Origin of the sequence: Microbispora sp. NPDC049633 (assembly GCF_040675265.1) — a bacterium.
GTDB lineage: Bacteria > Actinomycetota > Actinomycetes > Streptosporangiales > Streptosporangiaceae > Microbispora > Microbispora maris.
On record NZ_JBFAOO010000193.1, the window covers coordinates 1 to 13,708 of the forward strand.

The 13,708-nt window shown below is 73.4% G+C and carries 11 protein-coding genes and 1 pseudogene; 8 read left to right on the forward strand and 4 right to left on the reverse strand.

From position 1 onward, the window contains the following. The 5 genes from AB0J39_RS32335 to AB0J39_RS32355 all read left to right on the forward strand — a co-directional run. Window positions 1–967, forward strand: a 967-nt coding sequence (locus AB0J39_RS32335; RefSeq protein ID WP_363471716.1) for a histidine kinase, incomplete at its 5' end; no start/stop codon positions are given. A 181-nt stretch (window positions 968–1,148) separates the two neighbouring features. Then, window positions 1,149–2,300: a glutathione-independent formaldehyde dehydrogenase gene (locus AB0J39_RS32340; RefSeq protein WP_363471718.1), complete on the forward strand. Its 1,152-nt coding sequence runs from the start codon at window positions 1,149–1,151 to the stop codon at window positions 2,298–2,300. 118 nt (window positions 2,301–2,418) lie between these two features. Then, the gene (locus AB0J39_RS32345) at window positions 2,419–3,324 is read left to right on the forward strand and encodes a D-isomer specific 2-hydroxyacid dehydrogenase family protein (protein ID WP_363471720.1); all 906 of its coding nucleotides are present in this window, start codon (window positions 2,419–2,421) and stop codon (window positions 3,322–3,324) included. Window positions 3,325–3,486: 162 nt separating this feature from the next. Continuing rightward, entirely contained in the window at window positions 3,487–5,628 is a 2,142-nt protein-coding gene (locus AB0J39_RS32350; protein WP_363471722.1) for an MFS transporter, read from the forward strand. Between the two features lie 241 nt (window positions 5,629–5,869). Then, window positions 5,870–6,553 carry an endonuclease V gene (locus AB0J39_RS32355; RefSeq protein ID WP_363471724.1) on the forward strand — a complete coding sequence of 228 codons (684 nt, stop codon included), beginning with the start codon at window positions 5,870–5,872 and terminating at the stop codon, window positions 6,551–6,553. A 42-nt stretch (window positions 6,554–6,595) separates the two neighbouring features. Here the strand turns inward: AB0J39_RS32355 and AB0J39_RS32360 are convergent, their stop codons facing one another. From AB0J39_RS32360 to AB0J39_RS32375, 4 genes are all read right to left on the reverse strand, one after another. Continuing rightward, window positions 6,596–6,904 (reverse strand): thiamine-binding protein, encoded by a 309-nt coding sequence (locus AB0J39_RS32360; protein ID WP_169988881.1) that lies wholly within the window; start codon window positions 6,902–6,904, stop codon window positions 6,596–6,598. Window positions 6,905–6,954: 50 nt separating this feature from the next. Beyond that, window positions 6,955–7,440, reverse strand: coding sequence for a DUF6194 family protein (locus tag AB0J39_RS32365; RefSeq protein WP_363471726.1), 486 nt, complete (start codon window positions 7,438–7,440; stop codon window positions 6,955–6,957). Between the two features lie 133 nt (window positions 7,441–7,573). After that, entirely contained in the window at window positions 7,574–8,431 is an 858-nt protein-coding gene (locus AB0J39_RS32370) for a universal stress protein (protein WP_363471728.1), read from the reverse strand. Between the two features lie 180 nt (window positions 8,432–8,611). Beyond that, a complete protein-coding gene (locus AB0J39_RS32375; RefSeq protein ID WP_363471730.1) occupies window positions 8,612–10,036 on the reverse strand; it encodes a cellulose binding domain-containing protein in 1,425 nt (474 codons plus the stop codon). 224 nt (window positions 10,037–10,260) lie between these two features. Here AB0J39_RS32375 and AB0J39_RS32380 point away from each other — a divergent pair, with 224 nt between their 5' ends. From AB0J39_RS32380 to AB0J39_RS32390, 3 genes and pseudogenes are all read left to right on the forward strand, one after another. Further along, window positions 10,261–11,400: a glutamate--cysteine ligase gene (locus AB0J39_RS32380; protein ID WP_363471732.1), complete on the forward strand. Its 1,140-nt coding sequence runs from the start codon at window positions 10,261–10,263 to the stop codon at window positions 11,398–11,400. Window positions 11,401–11,406: 6 nt separating this feature from the next. Further along, on the forward strand, window positions 11,407–13,188 hold the full coding sequence (locus AB0J39_RS32385; RefSeq protein ID WP_363471734.1) for an N-acetylglutaminylglutamine amidotransferase: 1,782 nt from the start codon (window positions 11,407–11,409) through the stop codon (window positions 13,186–13,188). Continuing rightward, window positions 13,188–13,708 (forward strand): annotated as a pseudogene (locus AB0J39_RS32390) (hypothetical protein); the annotation flags it as partial. The gene AB0J39_RS32385 and the pseudogene AB0J39_RS32390, both read left to right, overlap by 1 nt.

Genomic DNA, 13,708 nt, shown 5'->3' on the forward strand with positions numbered 1-13,708 from the left:
GGCGCGGCTGGGGCCCCCCCCCACCCCCTGGCCCGCGGTCATCGCCTCGTCCGCGTGCGCCTGCGTCACCGGGCAGGTCGTGCCGATGATCCTCGCCGCCTACTCGATGACGGCCGAGCACCGGATGCGCCGGTGGCAGTACGTCGCGCTGGTCCTGACCGTGGTCTACTTCGCCGTCGACTTCCGCAACCCCCACACAGACCATTCGGTCTACCTCAACGTCGTGCGCGCGCTGACTCTCATCTACCTGCCCGCGGTGGTCGGCACATGGGTGTACGACTATCGGAGGCTCATCCGGGAGCTGCGTCTCGGCGTACGCGAACGCGAGGAGATCGCCGCCTCCGAGGAGCGCCGCAAGATCGCCAGGGAGATGCACGACACCGTCACCCACGCGGTCACCACCATGGTGCTCAACGCCGGCATGGCCCGCGAGGCCACCGATCCCGGCGAGATCGGCGAGCTGACCGCGGTCATCGAGGACAAGGGCGTGCAGGCACTCGACGAGCTGCGGCAGTTGCTCACCGTGCTCCGCCGCGAGAACGGAGACCTCGCCGAGGGCATCGAGGCGATCACCCGGCTGGTCGGCGAGGCGCGGGCGAGCGGGCTCCAGGTCGACCTGCACCTCGACGCTCCCCCGGGGACGCTGCCGAGACCGGTCTCGCACGCGTGCTACCGCCTGGTGCAGGAGGGACTGAGCAACGTGCGCAAACACGCGCCGGACTCCCGCGTGCGGGTCAGCTGCGAGGTCACCGGCGACCAGGTGGCGGTCTCCGTGGTCGACACGCCGGAGCACGCCCGGCCAGGCGGGAAGAAGGTCAGGGCCGCGCCCTCCCTCGGCGGGGGATACGGCCTGGCCGGAATCCGGGAGCGCGTCTGCCTCGCCCAGGGACGGTTCTTCTCCGGGCCGACCCCCGAGGGCGGCTTCGCGCTCGCCGCCCGCATCCCTCTCCGGGGGCCGGGCGGCTGACCCACCGATCACGGGCCGCACGGCCCCTCCACGTGACCGGGCGCGCCGGTTTCCGCCCCGCCCGGCGGGGTACGGCCTCTCACACCGATACAGCGCACATCGGCCCGGGCCGCCGTCGCGGAGGCGCCGCGCCGCGTCTGTTCGCACGCGTCTTCCGTAACGATCGCCTTTGAGGGTAGCCATGAAAGCCGTGGTCTACGAAGGCCCCCGGCAGGTCAGCGTCACCACCGTGCCGGATGCCCGGATCGAGCGGCACACCGACGTCCTCGTCCGCGTTACCACGTCCAACATCTGCGGCTCCGACCTGCACATGTACGAGGGCAGGACCAGCTTCGAGCCGGGCCGGGTCCTCGGCCACGAGAACCTCGGCGAGGTCGTCGAGATCGGGGACGCCGTCGACCGGGTCAAGGTCGGCGACATGGTGTGCCTGCCGTTCAACATCTCGTGCGGCTTCTGCGCCAACTGCGAACAGGGCCTGACGGCCTTCTGCCTGACCACCAATCCCGCGTCGGGCCTGGCCGGCGCCGCGTACGGCTACGCCGACATGGGCCCGTACAACGGCGGCCAGGCCGAGCTGCTGCGCGTGCCGTACGGGGACTTCAACTGCCTCGTCCTGCCGGAGGACGCGTACGAGCGGCAGACCGACTACGTCATGCTGGCCGACGTGTGGCCCACCGGCTGGCACGCGACCATGCTCGCCTGTGTCCAGCCGGGCGACACCGTCGTGGTCTACGGCGCGGGCCCGGTCGGCCTGATGGCCGCCTACTCGGCCCTGCTCAGGAACGCGAGCGGCGTGATGGTCATCGACCACCATCCGGACCGGCTGAGAAAGGCGGAGGAGATCGGCGCGATCGCGATCGACGACTCCCAGTCCTCTCCCGTCGAGCAGGTCCTGGAGCTCACCCAGGGCCTGGGCGCCGACCGCGGCTGCGAGTGCGTGGGCTTCCAGGCACACGATCCGAAGGGCGCCGAGCGTCCCAACATGACGCTCAACGACCTGGTCAGGTCGGTGAAGTTCACCGGGAACATCGCCGTCGTCGGCCTGTTCGTCCCCCGCGACCCCGGCGGCGGCGACAAGCTCTACCAGCGGGGAGAGGTGGCCATCGACTACGGCACCTTCTGGTCGAAGGGCCAGACGATGAGCACCGGCCAGTGCAACGTCAAGAACTACAACCGCCAGCTGTGCTCCCTCATCCACGAGAGTGGCGCCCGGCCGTCCTGGATCGTCTCCCAGGAGCTCGGCCTCGACGACGCGCCCGAGGCGTACGAGCACTTCGACGCGCGGGAAGAGGGCTGGACCAAGGTGGTCCTGCATCCGAACAAGATCGACTGACGGCGCGGCCTTCATGGCGGCGAGCCGGGCCGGTGATCGGCGGGCGCGGGCGGACCGTAATGTGGGGGGAAAGCCGCGGACGCGCGGGCGCCCGGCGTGACCAGGAGAGGACGGGCGCGTGCTCACCGTCTGCGTGGCCCCGGCGGACCCGCCGCTGATCGTCGAGTCGGTCCGCGCCGCCGGCGGTGAGGTCGTCGCGGATCCGCGCCGCGCGGAGGCGCTGGTCTGGACCGACTCGCGGCCCGAGGGCGTCCGGGAGTACCTGACGCCGACCGTGCGCTGGGTCCAGTTGCCCTCCGCGGGCGTCGAACGCTGGACCCGGGAGGGGCTCGTCGACTCCACGCGCGTGTGGTGCTCGGCGGCCGGAGCCTACGCTCCGCAGGTCGCCGAGCACGCCCTCGCCCTGCTGCTGGCCGGGGTGCACCGGCTGCCCGCCGCCGCCCGGAGCCGTACGTGGCGGCGCGACCAGCCGGGAACGCTGCGGGGCAGCACGGTGGCCGTCGTCGGCGCGGGCGGGATCGGCAGGGCCGTCGTCCCCGGGCTGCGCGCGCTCGGCGCGGGCGTCCTCGCGGTCAACCGCTCGGGCAGGCCGGTCGAGGGCGCGGCCGAGACCGTGCCCTTCGGGGGCCTGGCCGCCGTCTGGCCACGGGCCGACCACGTCATCCTGGCCGCGCCCGCCACCCCGCAGACGTACCGGATGGTCGGACGGGACGAGCTGCGCGCCCTGGGCCCGCGCGGGTGGCTGGTCAACGTGGCGCGGGGTGAGCTCGTCGACACCGACGCCCTGCTCGCCGCGCTGCGCACCGGCGAGATCGGCGGCGCGGCCCTCGACGTCACCGACCCCGAGCCGCTGCCGGACGGGCACGGCCTGTGGTCCGAGCCGAACGTGCTGATCACCTCGCACAGCGCCAACCCGCAGACCCGCCTCACCGAGAGCCTCGCCGAGCGGGTGCGCGAGAACGTCGCCCGCTACCTGCGGGGGGAGCCGCTGCTGGGCCTGATCGACCCCGCGCGGGGCTACTGAGACGGCCGGACCTGGATCGGGGCGGGAGACACCCCACCGCCGGCACGGGCCGAGGCCGCGGGAGCCGGATGCACGGCCTCCGGTCTCTCGCGAATCCGACACGGATGGACGCGGGCCGGAGGCGGTTTGCGTGGACCGGGCGGTCGCGGCGAAGATCATCGGATGGCCTCCCCCAGCCTCCCGCGGTTCCCGCTCTTCGCGCTCGCCGCGACCGCCCTGTGCGCCTCCTTCTCGCTCGCCGACACGGCTCTGGTGACCGCCACCTGGAGGACCTCGCCACCGGTGGTCATCACCCTAGGCGGGATCGTGGAGCAGGCCGGGATCGTCCTGCTGGCGCTGCCGCTGGGAGTGCTGATCGACCGGGCGCGGCGGCGGTCGGTCATGGTGCTGTCGGCCCTGCTGGGAGCGGTGGCGGTGACGTCCGTCGCGACGGCCGGAACTCTCGGGTCGGCCGCCTGGCCGCATCTCCTCACGGTGACCATGGCGACGGGCGTCCTCGCGTCGGTGGCGGCGGTCGGCCAGGACGCGTACCTGCCGTCCGTCGTCCGGCGTGGGCGCCTGCTTCCGGCGAACGCCCTGCTGACCGTGCTGCCGCAAATCGCCGTCGTGCCGGTCATGCTGACGGTGCTCGACTGGCCGGGCCTCACGTTCGCGTTCACCGTCGGCCTGGGGCTGGCCGTGGCGGCGGCACTGTTCCGCGGCGTCGCCGCCGCCGAGAGGCCACCGCCGCCGAGATCGGGGCTGTGGCGGGAGGCGGCGGAGGGGATCCGGTTCACGGCCCGGCATCCGGCCCTGCGGGCGATCGCCCTCTGCCTGCTGCTGTCGTCCTTGCTCGCCGAACTCCGCGGCGAGGTGAGGGACGAGGCGTGGGCGACGACGTTCCAGGACGTGAGCGGGGCGAACGGCCGGTTCGCTTGGTGGCTGATGGCCTATTCGCCCTACGCTCCGTATGTCCTCGGGGCGCTCCTGGCGGTGCTGCTGCACCGGAGGCTCGGGGCCTTCCGGCTGGCCTTCTGGGCCCTGCTCGTGAGCGGGCCGTTCACCCTGCTGCTCGCTCTGTCCGCACCTGGGCCGGGGTCGATCTGGTACGTCCTCGGCGCCACCGCCCCGGCGACCGGGAGGGTGATCGCCGCCGTCGCCCTGCTCAGCCACCGGCAGGCCGTAACGCCCAACCGGCTGCTCGGCCGGACGGGCGGCCTGCTGCTCCTGCTCACCACTGTCGCCGACGAGGCGGGGAAGTTCCTGGAGTGGCCCGCGGAGCGGCTGGCCGAGCTGGGCGGCGTCACGCCGCCGGCGATCGCCACCGCCGCCGCGCTCGCCGCCGCCGTCCCGCTGCTGTGGGCGCGGCGGTCCGCGGCCGACCACGATGCCGAACCGGCCGAGGAATCCGGCCCTGCCGACGGCCAGGCCACCGATTGGCCGCCCTCGGCGATCGTCGGCGCCGTCCGGCGAGCCGGGCCGCCGCTCGCGGTGCTCGCGCTGCTGGCCACGCTGCCGCCCGCCGACCTCGCGTACGGCCGCGTCACCACGGCCGACCAGTGCGCGCCCCGGTACGGCGACGCGGCGAGGGTGCCGACCGGCGAGCGGGCGTTCATCTGCGGGGTGCGCCGCAGCGGCCGGTTCACGGCCGTCTCCGACCGGGACCTGCTGGCGTACGGGCGGGCGATGTGCGAGGTCTACCCGGGCCCGCACGCCGACGAGGGGTTGATCGCCCCCATCTGTCCCCCGGCCGCCGCGAAGATCCAGGCGGAGATCGACGCCGAGGAGGCCGAGTATCGGGCGCGGGAGGCCGCCGGCCAGAAGGTGTGCGACCGCTCCCGCCACCGCCCGCTGATCAGACCCGTACGCGTCGCCCGCGAGCGGACGTGGACCGACTACGGCGTCCTGGAGTCCTTCGAGTACGACGACAGCATGCCGTCGGACCCGTTCGACGACGGCCTGCTGGACACGGCGCAGGACGACGATCTGGTCGCCGCCGTTCCGGGGCACCTGATGATCCTCAGCCACTCCGACTACGACATCTGTGTGACCACGGAGACCTACCGCACGCGACCCCCGGTCGAAGTGAAGGGCTGGCACCGGGTGGTGGAGATCGGCTACCGGAGCCCCACGGGCCACATCGAGCTCAGGGACCCGATGGGGGGAGAGCCCCTGCCGAATCTGGCGTTCCGCGGCAAGGGCCGTTACCGGATCCGCGTCCACTACCGGCAGCCGGACTGGGAGGCGGGGACGCCTCAGCACCTGCTGATCATGGTGTTCTCCGGCCGGAGCGACCGCGTGGTCGAGCACCGCCGCTCACGATGAGCCGGGGGGCGGGGCTTCGGCGAGGGTCTGCCGCAGACGCCACCCGTGAACAGCGATCACTCCAGGGGACGACAGGAGCGAGCGATGGCGAAAGTGCTTGTCCTGACCGGCGACGCGGCAGAAGAGCTCGACTCCATGTACCCCCGCGGTACGGTCCGATCGTCCGCGGGCTCGTGCCCCGGCGGCCCGCGTCACGCCGGCCCCGGCGCCTGCCGGGCCGCCGGGGCGTTATGGTCGCCGCATGGAGGTCTGTGCCGTCACCGCCCCGGCCACCGTCGAGGAGGCGGAGGCGATCCAGGACGCCCTGCGGTCCCGGCTCGACCTGACCGGCCCCGGTCCCCGTGACCCCGCCCTGGTCGCGGGGGTGGACGTGGCCTACGCCGAGGACCTGCTGGCCGCCGCGGTCGTCGTGCTCGACGCGGCGACCCTGGACGTGGTCGAGCAGGTGACGGTGCCGGGACGGCCCGCCTTCGACTACGTGCCGGGCCTGCTCGCCTTCCGCGAGCTGCCCAGCCTCGTCGAGGCGCTGGAGCGGCTCACCGTCACGCCCGATCTGATCGTCTGCGACGGGTACGGCCTGGCGCATCCCCGGCGGTTCGGTCTCGCGTGCCACCTCGGCGTGCTCACCGGGCTGCCCACGATCGGCGTCGGCAAGACGGCCTTCGTCGGCTCCTTCGGGCAGCCCGGCCGGGAGCGCGGCGCGTGGAGCGACCTGCTGCTGGACGGCCAGGTGACCGGCCGGGTGCTGCGCACCCGGGACGGCGTCAAGCCGGTCTTCGTCTCCGTCGGCCATCGGGTCGACCTGGAGACCGCCTGCCGGCACGTGCTCGCCCTGACCCCGCGTCACCGGCTCCCCGAGACGACGCGCGCCGCCGACCGCCTGTCGCGTGCGGCGCTGAAGACCGCCATAAGGGCCTCCCCCTGACGATCCGCCGTACGCGGCGGTGCGGCGCGTCCGCGGCCGTGGTCAGGAGGGGCGCTCGGCGAGGTGGCGCTCCACCGTGGCGACCTTGGCGTCGAGCCTGCCCTGACCTGCTCGGGCGTCGGCCTTGAGCACCAGGCTGACGCGGGAGCAGCGGGCCTCGACGGCGGCGACGGCGTCCTTGACGACGCCGAGCACCTCGTCCCACGTCTCCCCCTCGACCGTGGTGAACATGGCGTCGGTGCGGTTGGGCAGCCCGGACGCGCGGACCACGCGCACCGCCTCCGCCACCGCTTCTCCGACATCCTCACCGGCGCCGATCGGCGTGACGCTGAACGCGACGAGAACCGACACGAGACCTCCTCGAAGATCGCACATGCGGGGTCACGGTAACACCCGCCGGGTCAGGCGCGGGTGGCCTGCTCACCGGTCCTGTGGCGGGCGGCCGCGCGGGCGTGCGCGCCGGTCAGGAGGGTACGCACCCGCTCGGCCGTGGCGTCGCCGGGGTTGAGCACGCAGATCCAGGACTGGGCGGCGTAGACCGGGTGCGGCAGGATCCGGTCCGGTGCGCGGTAGTCCACCGCGTCATGGTGGGCGGGGTGCGCGGCCGGCGGATAACCGAGCAGCTCCTCGAACACGGCGCGGCCGACGCCGATGTTGACCCGGAAGACGCCCGGCCGGTTCAGGTCGGAGGCGGTGTCGAACCCCTCGTAGTCCGTGACGACGATCGTGGCGAAGGGCATCTGCCGGTTGGCCGGCACGTCGTCGGGGTCGTAGTAGAAGAAGGTGTCTCCCCACGCGGCCCGCGGGGCGCCGTTGTCCTCGCCCGCGGTGAAGGCGACGACGCCCGGGAGGCCGGCCGTGAATTCGATGACGTCGTTCTCGGTCACACGAGGTCCTTCTCTCGCTGGATTTCCTCCTTCAAGTGTCCCATTCAAGTCCTTTGTGAGACTTTTTCGGGGAAGCCGCTGCTCGGCCGTCACCGACTCTCAACTCGCGGATGAGACCTCTCGCGCACCGGTCTCAGCTCCGGGGAGGCCGCACCACCGCGACGGCGCAGTGCGCGTGGTGCAGGACCGCCCGGCTCACCGAGCCGAGCACCGCCGCGCCGACGGCTCCGCGTCCCCGCGACCCCACGACGAGCAGGTCGGCCTTCTCCCCCGCCTCCACCAGCGCGGCGACCGGGTGCGCGCACACGGCCCGCATCTCGGCGCGGACGTCGGGGTAGCGGTCCCGGTGGGCCCGCAGCATGTCCGCCACGTAGTCCTCCTGGGCCTTGCGCACCTCGTCGATGTCGTAGGTGATCTCGGGCGCGAAGGCGTGCACCGGAAGCTGCCAGGCGTACAGGGCGAGCAGACGGCAGTCGCGCAGCCGGGCCCCCTCGAAGGCGTAGGTCAGCGCGGTGCCGGCCTCGTCGGAGCCGTCGACGCCGACGACGACCAGCCCGTGGGGCGCCGACACCCCGGGACGCACCACGACGACCGGGGCGTCGACCTGACCCGCGACGTGCATGCTGACCGATCCGAGCAGCATGCCGGCGAACCCGCCGTGTCCCCTGCTGCCGACCACGATCTGCGCCGCGTCCCCGGCCTCCTGACGCAGCACCCGGGACGGGTCGCCCTCGATCAGGGCGGTGGTGACGCGGACGGCCGGATGGGTCTCCCGCACGGCCTGCTCGGCCTCCTCCAGGATCCGCCGGCCCGCCCGGTCGAGCTGGTCCTCCACCGGGATGGGATAGCGCGCGATCTCGTACGGCAGGCGGTCCACCGCGTGCACGATCCGCAGCGGCAGGCCCTTGCGCGCCGCGTCGCCCGCGGCCCACTCCACCGCGGCGGTCGCGGCGCGCGATCCGTCGGTGCCCACGATGACGGGTTGGGTCATGGCTCCTCCTTCTGCTCCTGCCCCCATCCGACCCCCTGCGCCCCGTCAGGGGCAGGGCCGCTGGTCCCGCCGCCGCGGGACCTTTCTCCTCCCGCGGGTACGGCGCCCGGGACAGGGGGTGGAAGCCGGAGCGTGGCCGGCCCGCTCACCGCCGTCCGGGGGCGGCGAGCCGGCCGGAGGTCAGGAGCAGGTGATGCCGCTCGCCCCGGGCGTGGAGGGGCCGGACGCCTGGAAGCCGAAGCTCGCCGACGCGCCGGGCGCGAGGCTCCTCGCCCACGAGGGCGCCTTCGCCGTCCAGCGGGCGCCGCCGGTCGTCACGGTCGCGCTCCAGGCGTTGACGAGGCTCACCCCGGACGGCATGTCCCAGGCGACAGCCCAGTCCGTCCAGGCCGCGGCGCCGGTGTTCTTGACCGTGACGTTCGCCGTGAACCCGCCCTGCCACGAGCTGGCCACCTGGTAGGTCACCTGGCAGTTCCCGGGCTTGGCCGAGGGAGACGCGCTGGGCGAGGCGGACGGGGACACGGACGGGGACACGGACGGGGACGCCGACGGGGACGCCGACGGCGACACGGACGGGGATGCCGATGGCGAAGCAGAGGGCGAAACGGACGGTGAGGCCGACGGTGAGGCGGACGGCGAGGGCGAGGGCGACCCGCTGGGCGTCGTCGTGGTGTAGCTCGCCTCCGTGTAGTCGGCGCCGCACTGCGATCCGCAGGACGCGGGCAGGGCGAAGCTGTAGACCCGGCCGCCGTTCACGAGCGCGTCGGACGCGTCGCGCACCCGGATCTGGAAGCGGGTGGCGCCCTGCGTGACCCCGCCGATGATGTACGACTGGCCCATGTCGGAGTTCATCTGGGCCTGCTTCCAGGCGCCGTCGGCGTAGTACTCCACCCCGTGGATGCCGTTGGGCAGGTGGGAGACCGCGATGGCGGGCCACCACGCCTGCGCGCCCTTCATGAACCCGATGCGGATGTCGCCGCTGTAGCCGGGCGCCGGGACGAACGACCAGGTCACGTGGCGGTTGTTCCAGTGGTTGGGGTACATGTCCCCGACGGGCGTCCCGTTCTTGGCGAACCTGTTGAGCGAGGGCTTGGACAGGTCGAGGTGGTAGCGGTCGTCGCGGCACCAGCCGTTGGGGTCGCCGCAGCTGTCGGCGACGATCATGGTCAGCGTGGCGCCGCTGTAGGCGTCGGAGACCCACGAGCCGTTGCGGCAGAACGGCTGGCCGGCCCCGCCGTCGTTGACGCCCGTGCAGTAGTCGGAGATCGTCACCTTGACGTACCGGCCGCAGTTGAGGCCGTTGTTCCACAGCCCGGCCTTGGACGCGTTCGCCCCGGTCAGCGGCCGGGGGTAGAAGGCGTAGTCCCCGGGCGTGTCGTACACGTTGAGCGCGACGAAGTCCTGCGAGTCCAGCTCCGACTGCGGGATGCCGCAGCCGCCGTACGGCGAGCCGAGGGCGTCGAAATAGGTCGCGTTGCCGGTCACCGGCGCGGGTGGGTCGTCGACCGCCCCGGCCGGCGTGGCGGCGGGCCAGGCGGTCAGCAGCACCGCGGCGACGGCGGCCGCCCAGACGCGGCGTCGGAAGGAAGATGCGCGGCCGTTCATCGGGCTCCCTGCGCTCGCGGTCGGCTCGGAACGCGGCGATCGTGGCCGTGTGGTCCTTTCGCGTCAAGGTCTCGGCCGGGCGGCCCCATCGGTGAGCGCGGTGAGCTGGGCGACCCTCCGGTGAGGACCTGTAACTTTCATCACCATGCCAAACCAGAGACGTGCGTAAGCCGACTTTCGGGGCAGAGGACACGAAAGCACTCATCAGCCTGGGGAGCGGCCATATGACGAATTTCGCGCGGGACATGGCGGTCGGCGTCGAAGAGGAGTTCCACGTCGTGGACCTGGCAACACGGCAGTCCGTCCCGCGCGCCGGTCTGCTCCTCCAGCAGTTGCCCCCCGACCGGTTCACCCAGGAGCTGCAACGCTCGGTCGTGGAGGCCAACACGCGCCCGGTCAGCCTGCTGGAGGACCTGTCGCGGGAGCTGACCGGGCTGCGGGCCGACGTGGTCGCGGCGGCGGACGGTCTGGGCCTGGGCATCGCCGCCGCGGGGACGGTCCCGCTGGTCGACCCCGAGACGATGAAGATCTCCCCTGATCCGCGTTACGAGCAGATGCTGGCCGACTACCAGGCGCTCGCCCGCGAGCAGCTCATCTGCGGCACGCAGGTGCACGCGGAGGTGCGCGACCGCGACCTGGCGGTGGCCGTGACGCACCGGCTGGCTCCCTGGCTGCCGCCGCTGCTGGCCCTGAGCTGCAGCTCGCCGTACTGGATGGGCGCCGACACCGGATACGCGAGCTTCCGGTCGATGGTGTGGCAGCGGTGGCCCACCGCCGGGCCGGCGGCGCGGTTCGAGTCGGCCGAGGAGTACGACGCGATGGTGGACGAACTGGTGCGGTCGGGGGTGATCAGCGATCCCGGCATGCTCTACTTCGACGTCCGGCCGTCGGCGCACGTGCCCACGGTCGAGCTGCGGGTGTGCGACGCCTGCCCCCGGGTGGACGACATCGTGCTGATCGCCGGGCTGTTCCGCGCGCTGGTCGCGCGGGAGCTGGACGCCCTCGCCGCAGGCGGTTCGCCCGCCGCGGCCGAGGAGTCCGTGCGTACGGAACTGGTGCGGGCCGCCTCCTGGCGGGCCGCGCGTTCGGGACTGGACGGCGAGCTGGTCGACCCGGTCGAGGGCGTGCCGGGGCCGGCCCGCGAGGTGATCGGCCGGATGCTGGAGGGGCTGCGGCCACAACTCGAGGAGTCCGGCGACTGGGCGCTGGTCTCGTCCCTCGCGGAGCGGGCCCTGACGGACGGCGGCTCGGCCGCCCGGCAGCGTGAGGCGTTCCGGCACGGCGGCCGCCTGACCGACGTCGTGGACCTCCTCCTCGCCGAGACGAGGTCCGGAGACCGCCGGCTCGCGGGGGCCGGGAGGTAGGACGACATGTGCGGACTGAGCGGCGAGATCCGGTTCGACGGGCGGCGCGCCGACATCGGCGCGGTGGGCAGGATGACCGACGCGATGCACGATCGCGGCCCGGACGGCTCGGGCCTGTGGTCGGAGGGCCCGGTCGCCCTCGGCCACCGGCGCCTGAAAATCATCGACCTGTCGGACAAGGCGGCCCAGCCGATGGCCGACCCCTCCCTCGGCCTGACCGCGGTCTTCAACGGCTGTCTCTACAACTACCGGGAGCTGCGCGAGGAACTGCGGGACGAGGGATACCACTTCTTCTCCGGCTCCGACACCGAGGTCCTGGTCAAGGCGTTCCACCACTGGGGACCCGACTGCGTGCGCCGCTTCGCGGGGATGTTCGCCTTCGCCGTCTTCGAACCGGCCACGGGCCGGCTGACGCTCGCCCGCGACCGCCTCGGCATCAAGCCGTTGTACGTGTCCGGGGACGGGCGGCGGCTGCGCTTCGCCTCCACCCTGCCCGCGCTGCTCGCCGCGGGCGAGGTGAGCACCGACATCGACCCGGTCGCGCTGCACCACTACATGACCTTCCACTCGCTGGTGCCCGGCGAGCGCACGATCCTCACCGGCGTGCGCAAGCTGCCGCCGGCGACCGTGCGCACGGTCGAGGCCGACGGGACGTCCCGCGACACGGTCTACTGGGACCCGCCCTTCACCCGGCTGCGGCGGTACGAGGGGATGGACGCGCACGACTGGCGTGAGGCCGTGCTCGACCGGCTGCGCGCCGCCGTCCGCAGGCGGATGGTCGCGGACGTGCCCGTGGGCGTGCTGCTGTCGGGCGGCCTGGACTCCAGCGTCATCGTGGCGCTGCTGGCCGAGGAGGGTCAGCGGGACCTGTCGACGTTCAGCATCGGGTTCCACGCGGCCGGCGGCGACGCGGGCGACGAGTTCCGCTACTCCGACCTGGTCGCCGAGCGCTTCGGCACCGCCCACCACCGCATCCTCATCGAGAACTCCCGGCTGCTGTCCGGCCTGCCGGAGGCGGTGCGGGCGATGAGCGAGCCGATGGTCAGCCACGACTGCGTCGCCTTCCACCTGCTGTCCGGGGAGGTGGCCGGGCACGTCAAGGTGGTGCAGTCCGGGCAGGGCGCCGACGAGGTGTTCGCCGGATACCGCTGGTTCCCTCCCGTGGCCGCCGTGCCCCGCGAGGGCGCCTTCGCCGCGTACGCCAGGGCGTTCTTCGACCGGCCGCACGAGGACCTGGCCGGCATCGTCGCGCCCGCCCACCTGGCCGGGGAGGACGAGAGCGCCCGCGTCGTCCGCGACCACCTCGACCGGCCGGGCGCCGGGACCGCGATCGACGCCGTCCTGCGCCTGGAGACCCGGCTGATGCTCGCCGACGACCCGGTCAAGCGGGTGGACAACATGACGATGGCCCACGGTCTGGAGGCCCGCACGCCGTTCCTCGACCACGAGCTGGTCGAACTGGCGGCGGCGTGCCCACCCGAGCTGAAGCTCGCCGGAGGTGGCAAGGGCATCCTCAAGGAGGCCTCGCGGGCGCTGCTGCCGCGCGAGATCGTCGACCGGCCTAAGGGCTACTTCCCGGTGCCCGCGATTCGGCACATCGACGGGCCCTTCCTCGACCTGGTGCGCGACGCGCTCACCGCGCCCGCCGCCCGCTCCCGGGGCCTGTTCGACCCGGCGTACGTCGCGAGGCTGCTGGACGACCCGGGGGCCGACCGCGCCACGACGGGGGTCAACACGCTGTGGCAGCTCGGGCTGCTGGAGATGTGGCTGCAGTCGCAGGGAATCTGATGGCGGAGCACCTCCTCGGCACCGAACTCCCCGACGCCGTGTCCCACGACACCGCGTTCCCGGAGGCCGTGTTCCCGGAGGCCGCGTTCCCGGGAGCCGCGTTCCCGGGAGCCGCGTTCCTGAGGGCGTGGGACTGCCGGACTCCCGCCCTGGCCCCGGACCGCGGCGCCGTCGCGTACGTCAGCGACCGGGACGGCACGCCGCGGGTCTGGGTCCAGCCGACGCGGCCCGGCGCGGGGGCGCGGGCCGTCGACACCGGGCCCGAGCCGGTGGCCGAGGTGAGCTGGTCGCCGACCGGCGAGCGGCTGGCCGTGCTCGTGGTGCCCGGCGGCGGTGAGCACACCCAGGTCTGGACGGTCCGGCCGGACGGCGGCGACCTGCGGCCGCTGGCCGCGCCCGAGGGCGGGTCCGCCTGGTTCGTCCGGTGGACCGGCCGGGGCGACCTGCTGCTGGCGGCCGAGGTCTCGGCGGCCGGGCCGGCCGAGGCCCTGCTGGTCGACGCGGGCACCGGGAGCAGGGA

Coding starts and splice junctions, on each gene's coding strand:
- AB0J39_RS32340 (WP_363471718.1), top strand. CDS start 1,149: ATGAAAGCCGTGGTCTACGAAGGCCCCCGGCAGGTCAGCGTCACCACC.
- AB0J39_RS32350 (WP_363471722.1), top strand. CDS start 3,487: ATGGCCTCCCCCAGCCTCCCGCGGTTCCCGCTCTTCGCGCTCGCCGCG.
- AB0J39_RS32355 (WP_363471724.1), top strand. CDS start 5,870: ATGGAGGTCTGTGCCGTCACCGCCCCGGCCACCGTCGAGGAGGCGGAG.
- AB0J39_RS32370 (WP_363471728.1), bottom strand. CDS start 8,431: ATGACCCAACCCGTCATCGTGGGCACCGACGGATCGCGCGCCGCGACC.
- AB0J39_RS32375 (WP_363471730.1), bottom strand. CDS start 10,036: ATGAACGGCCGCGCATCTTCCTTCCGACGCCGCGTCTGGGCGGCCGCC.
- AB0J39_RS32380 (WP_363471732.1), top strand. CDS start 10,261: ATGACGAATTTCGCGCGGGACATGGCGGTCGGCGTCGAAGAGGAGTTC.
- AB0J39_RS32385 (WP_363471734.1), top strand. CDS start 11,407: ATGTGCGGACTGAGCGGCGAGATCCGGTTCGACGGGCGGCGCGCCGAC.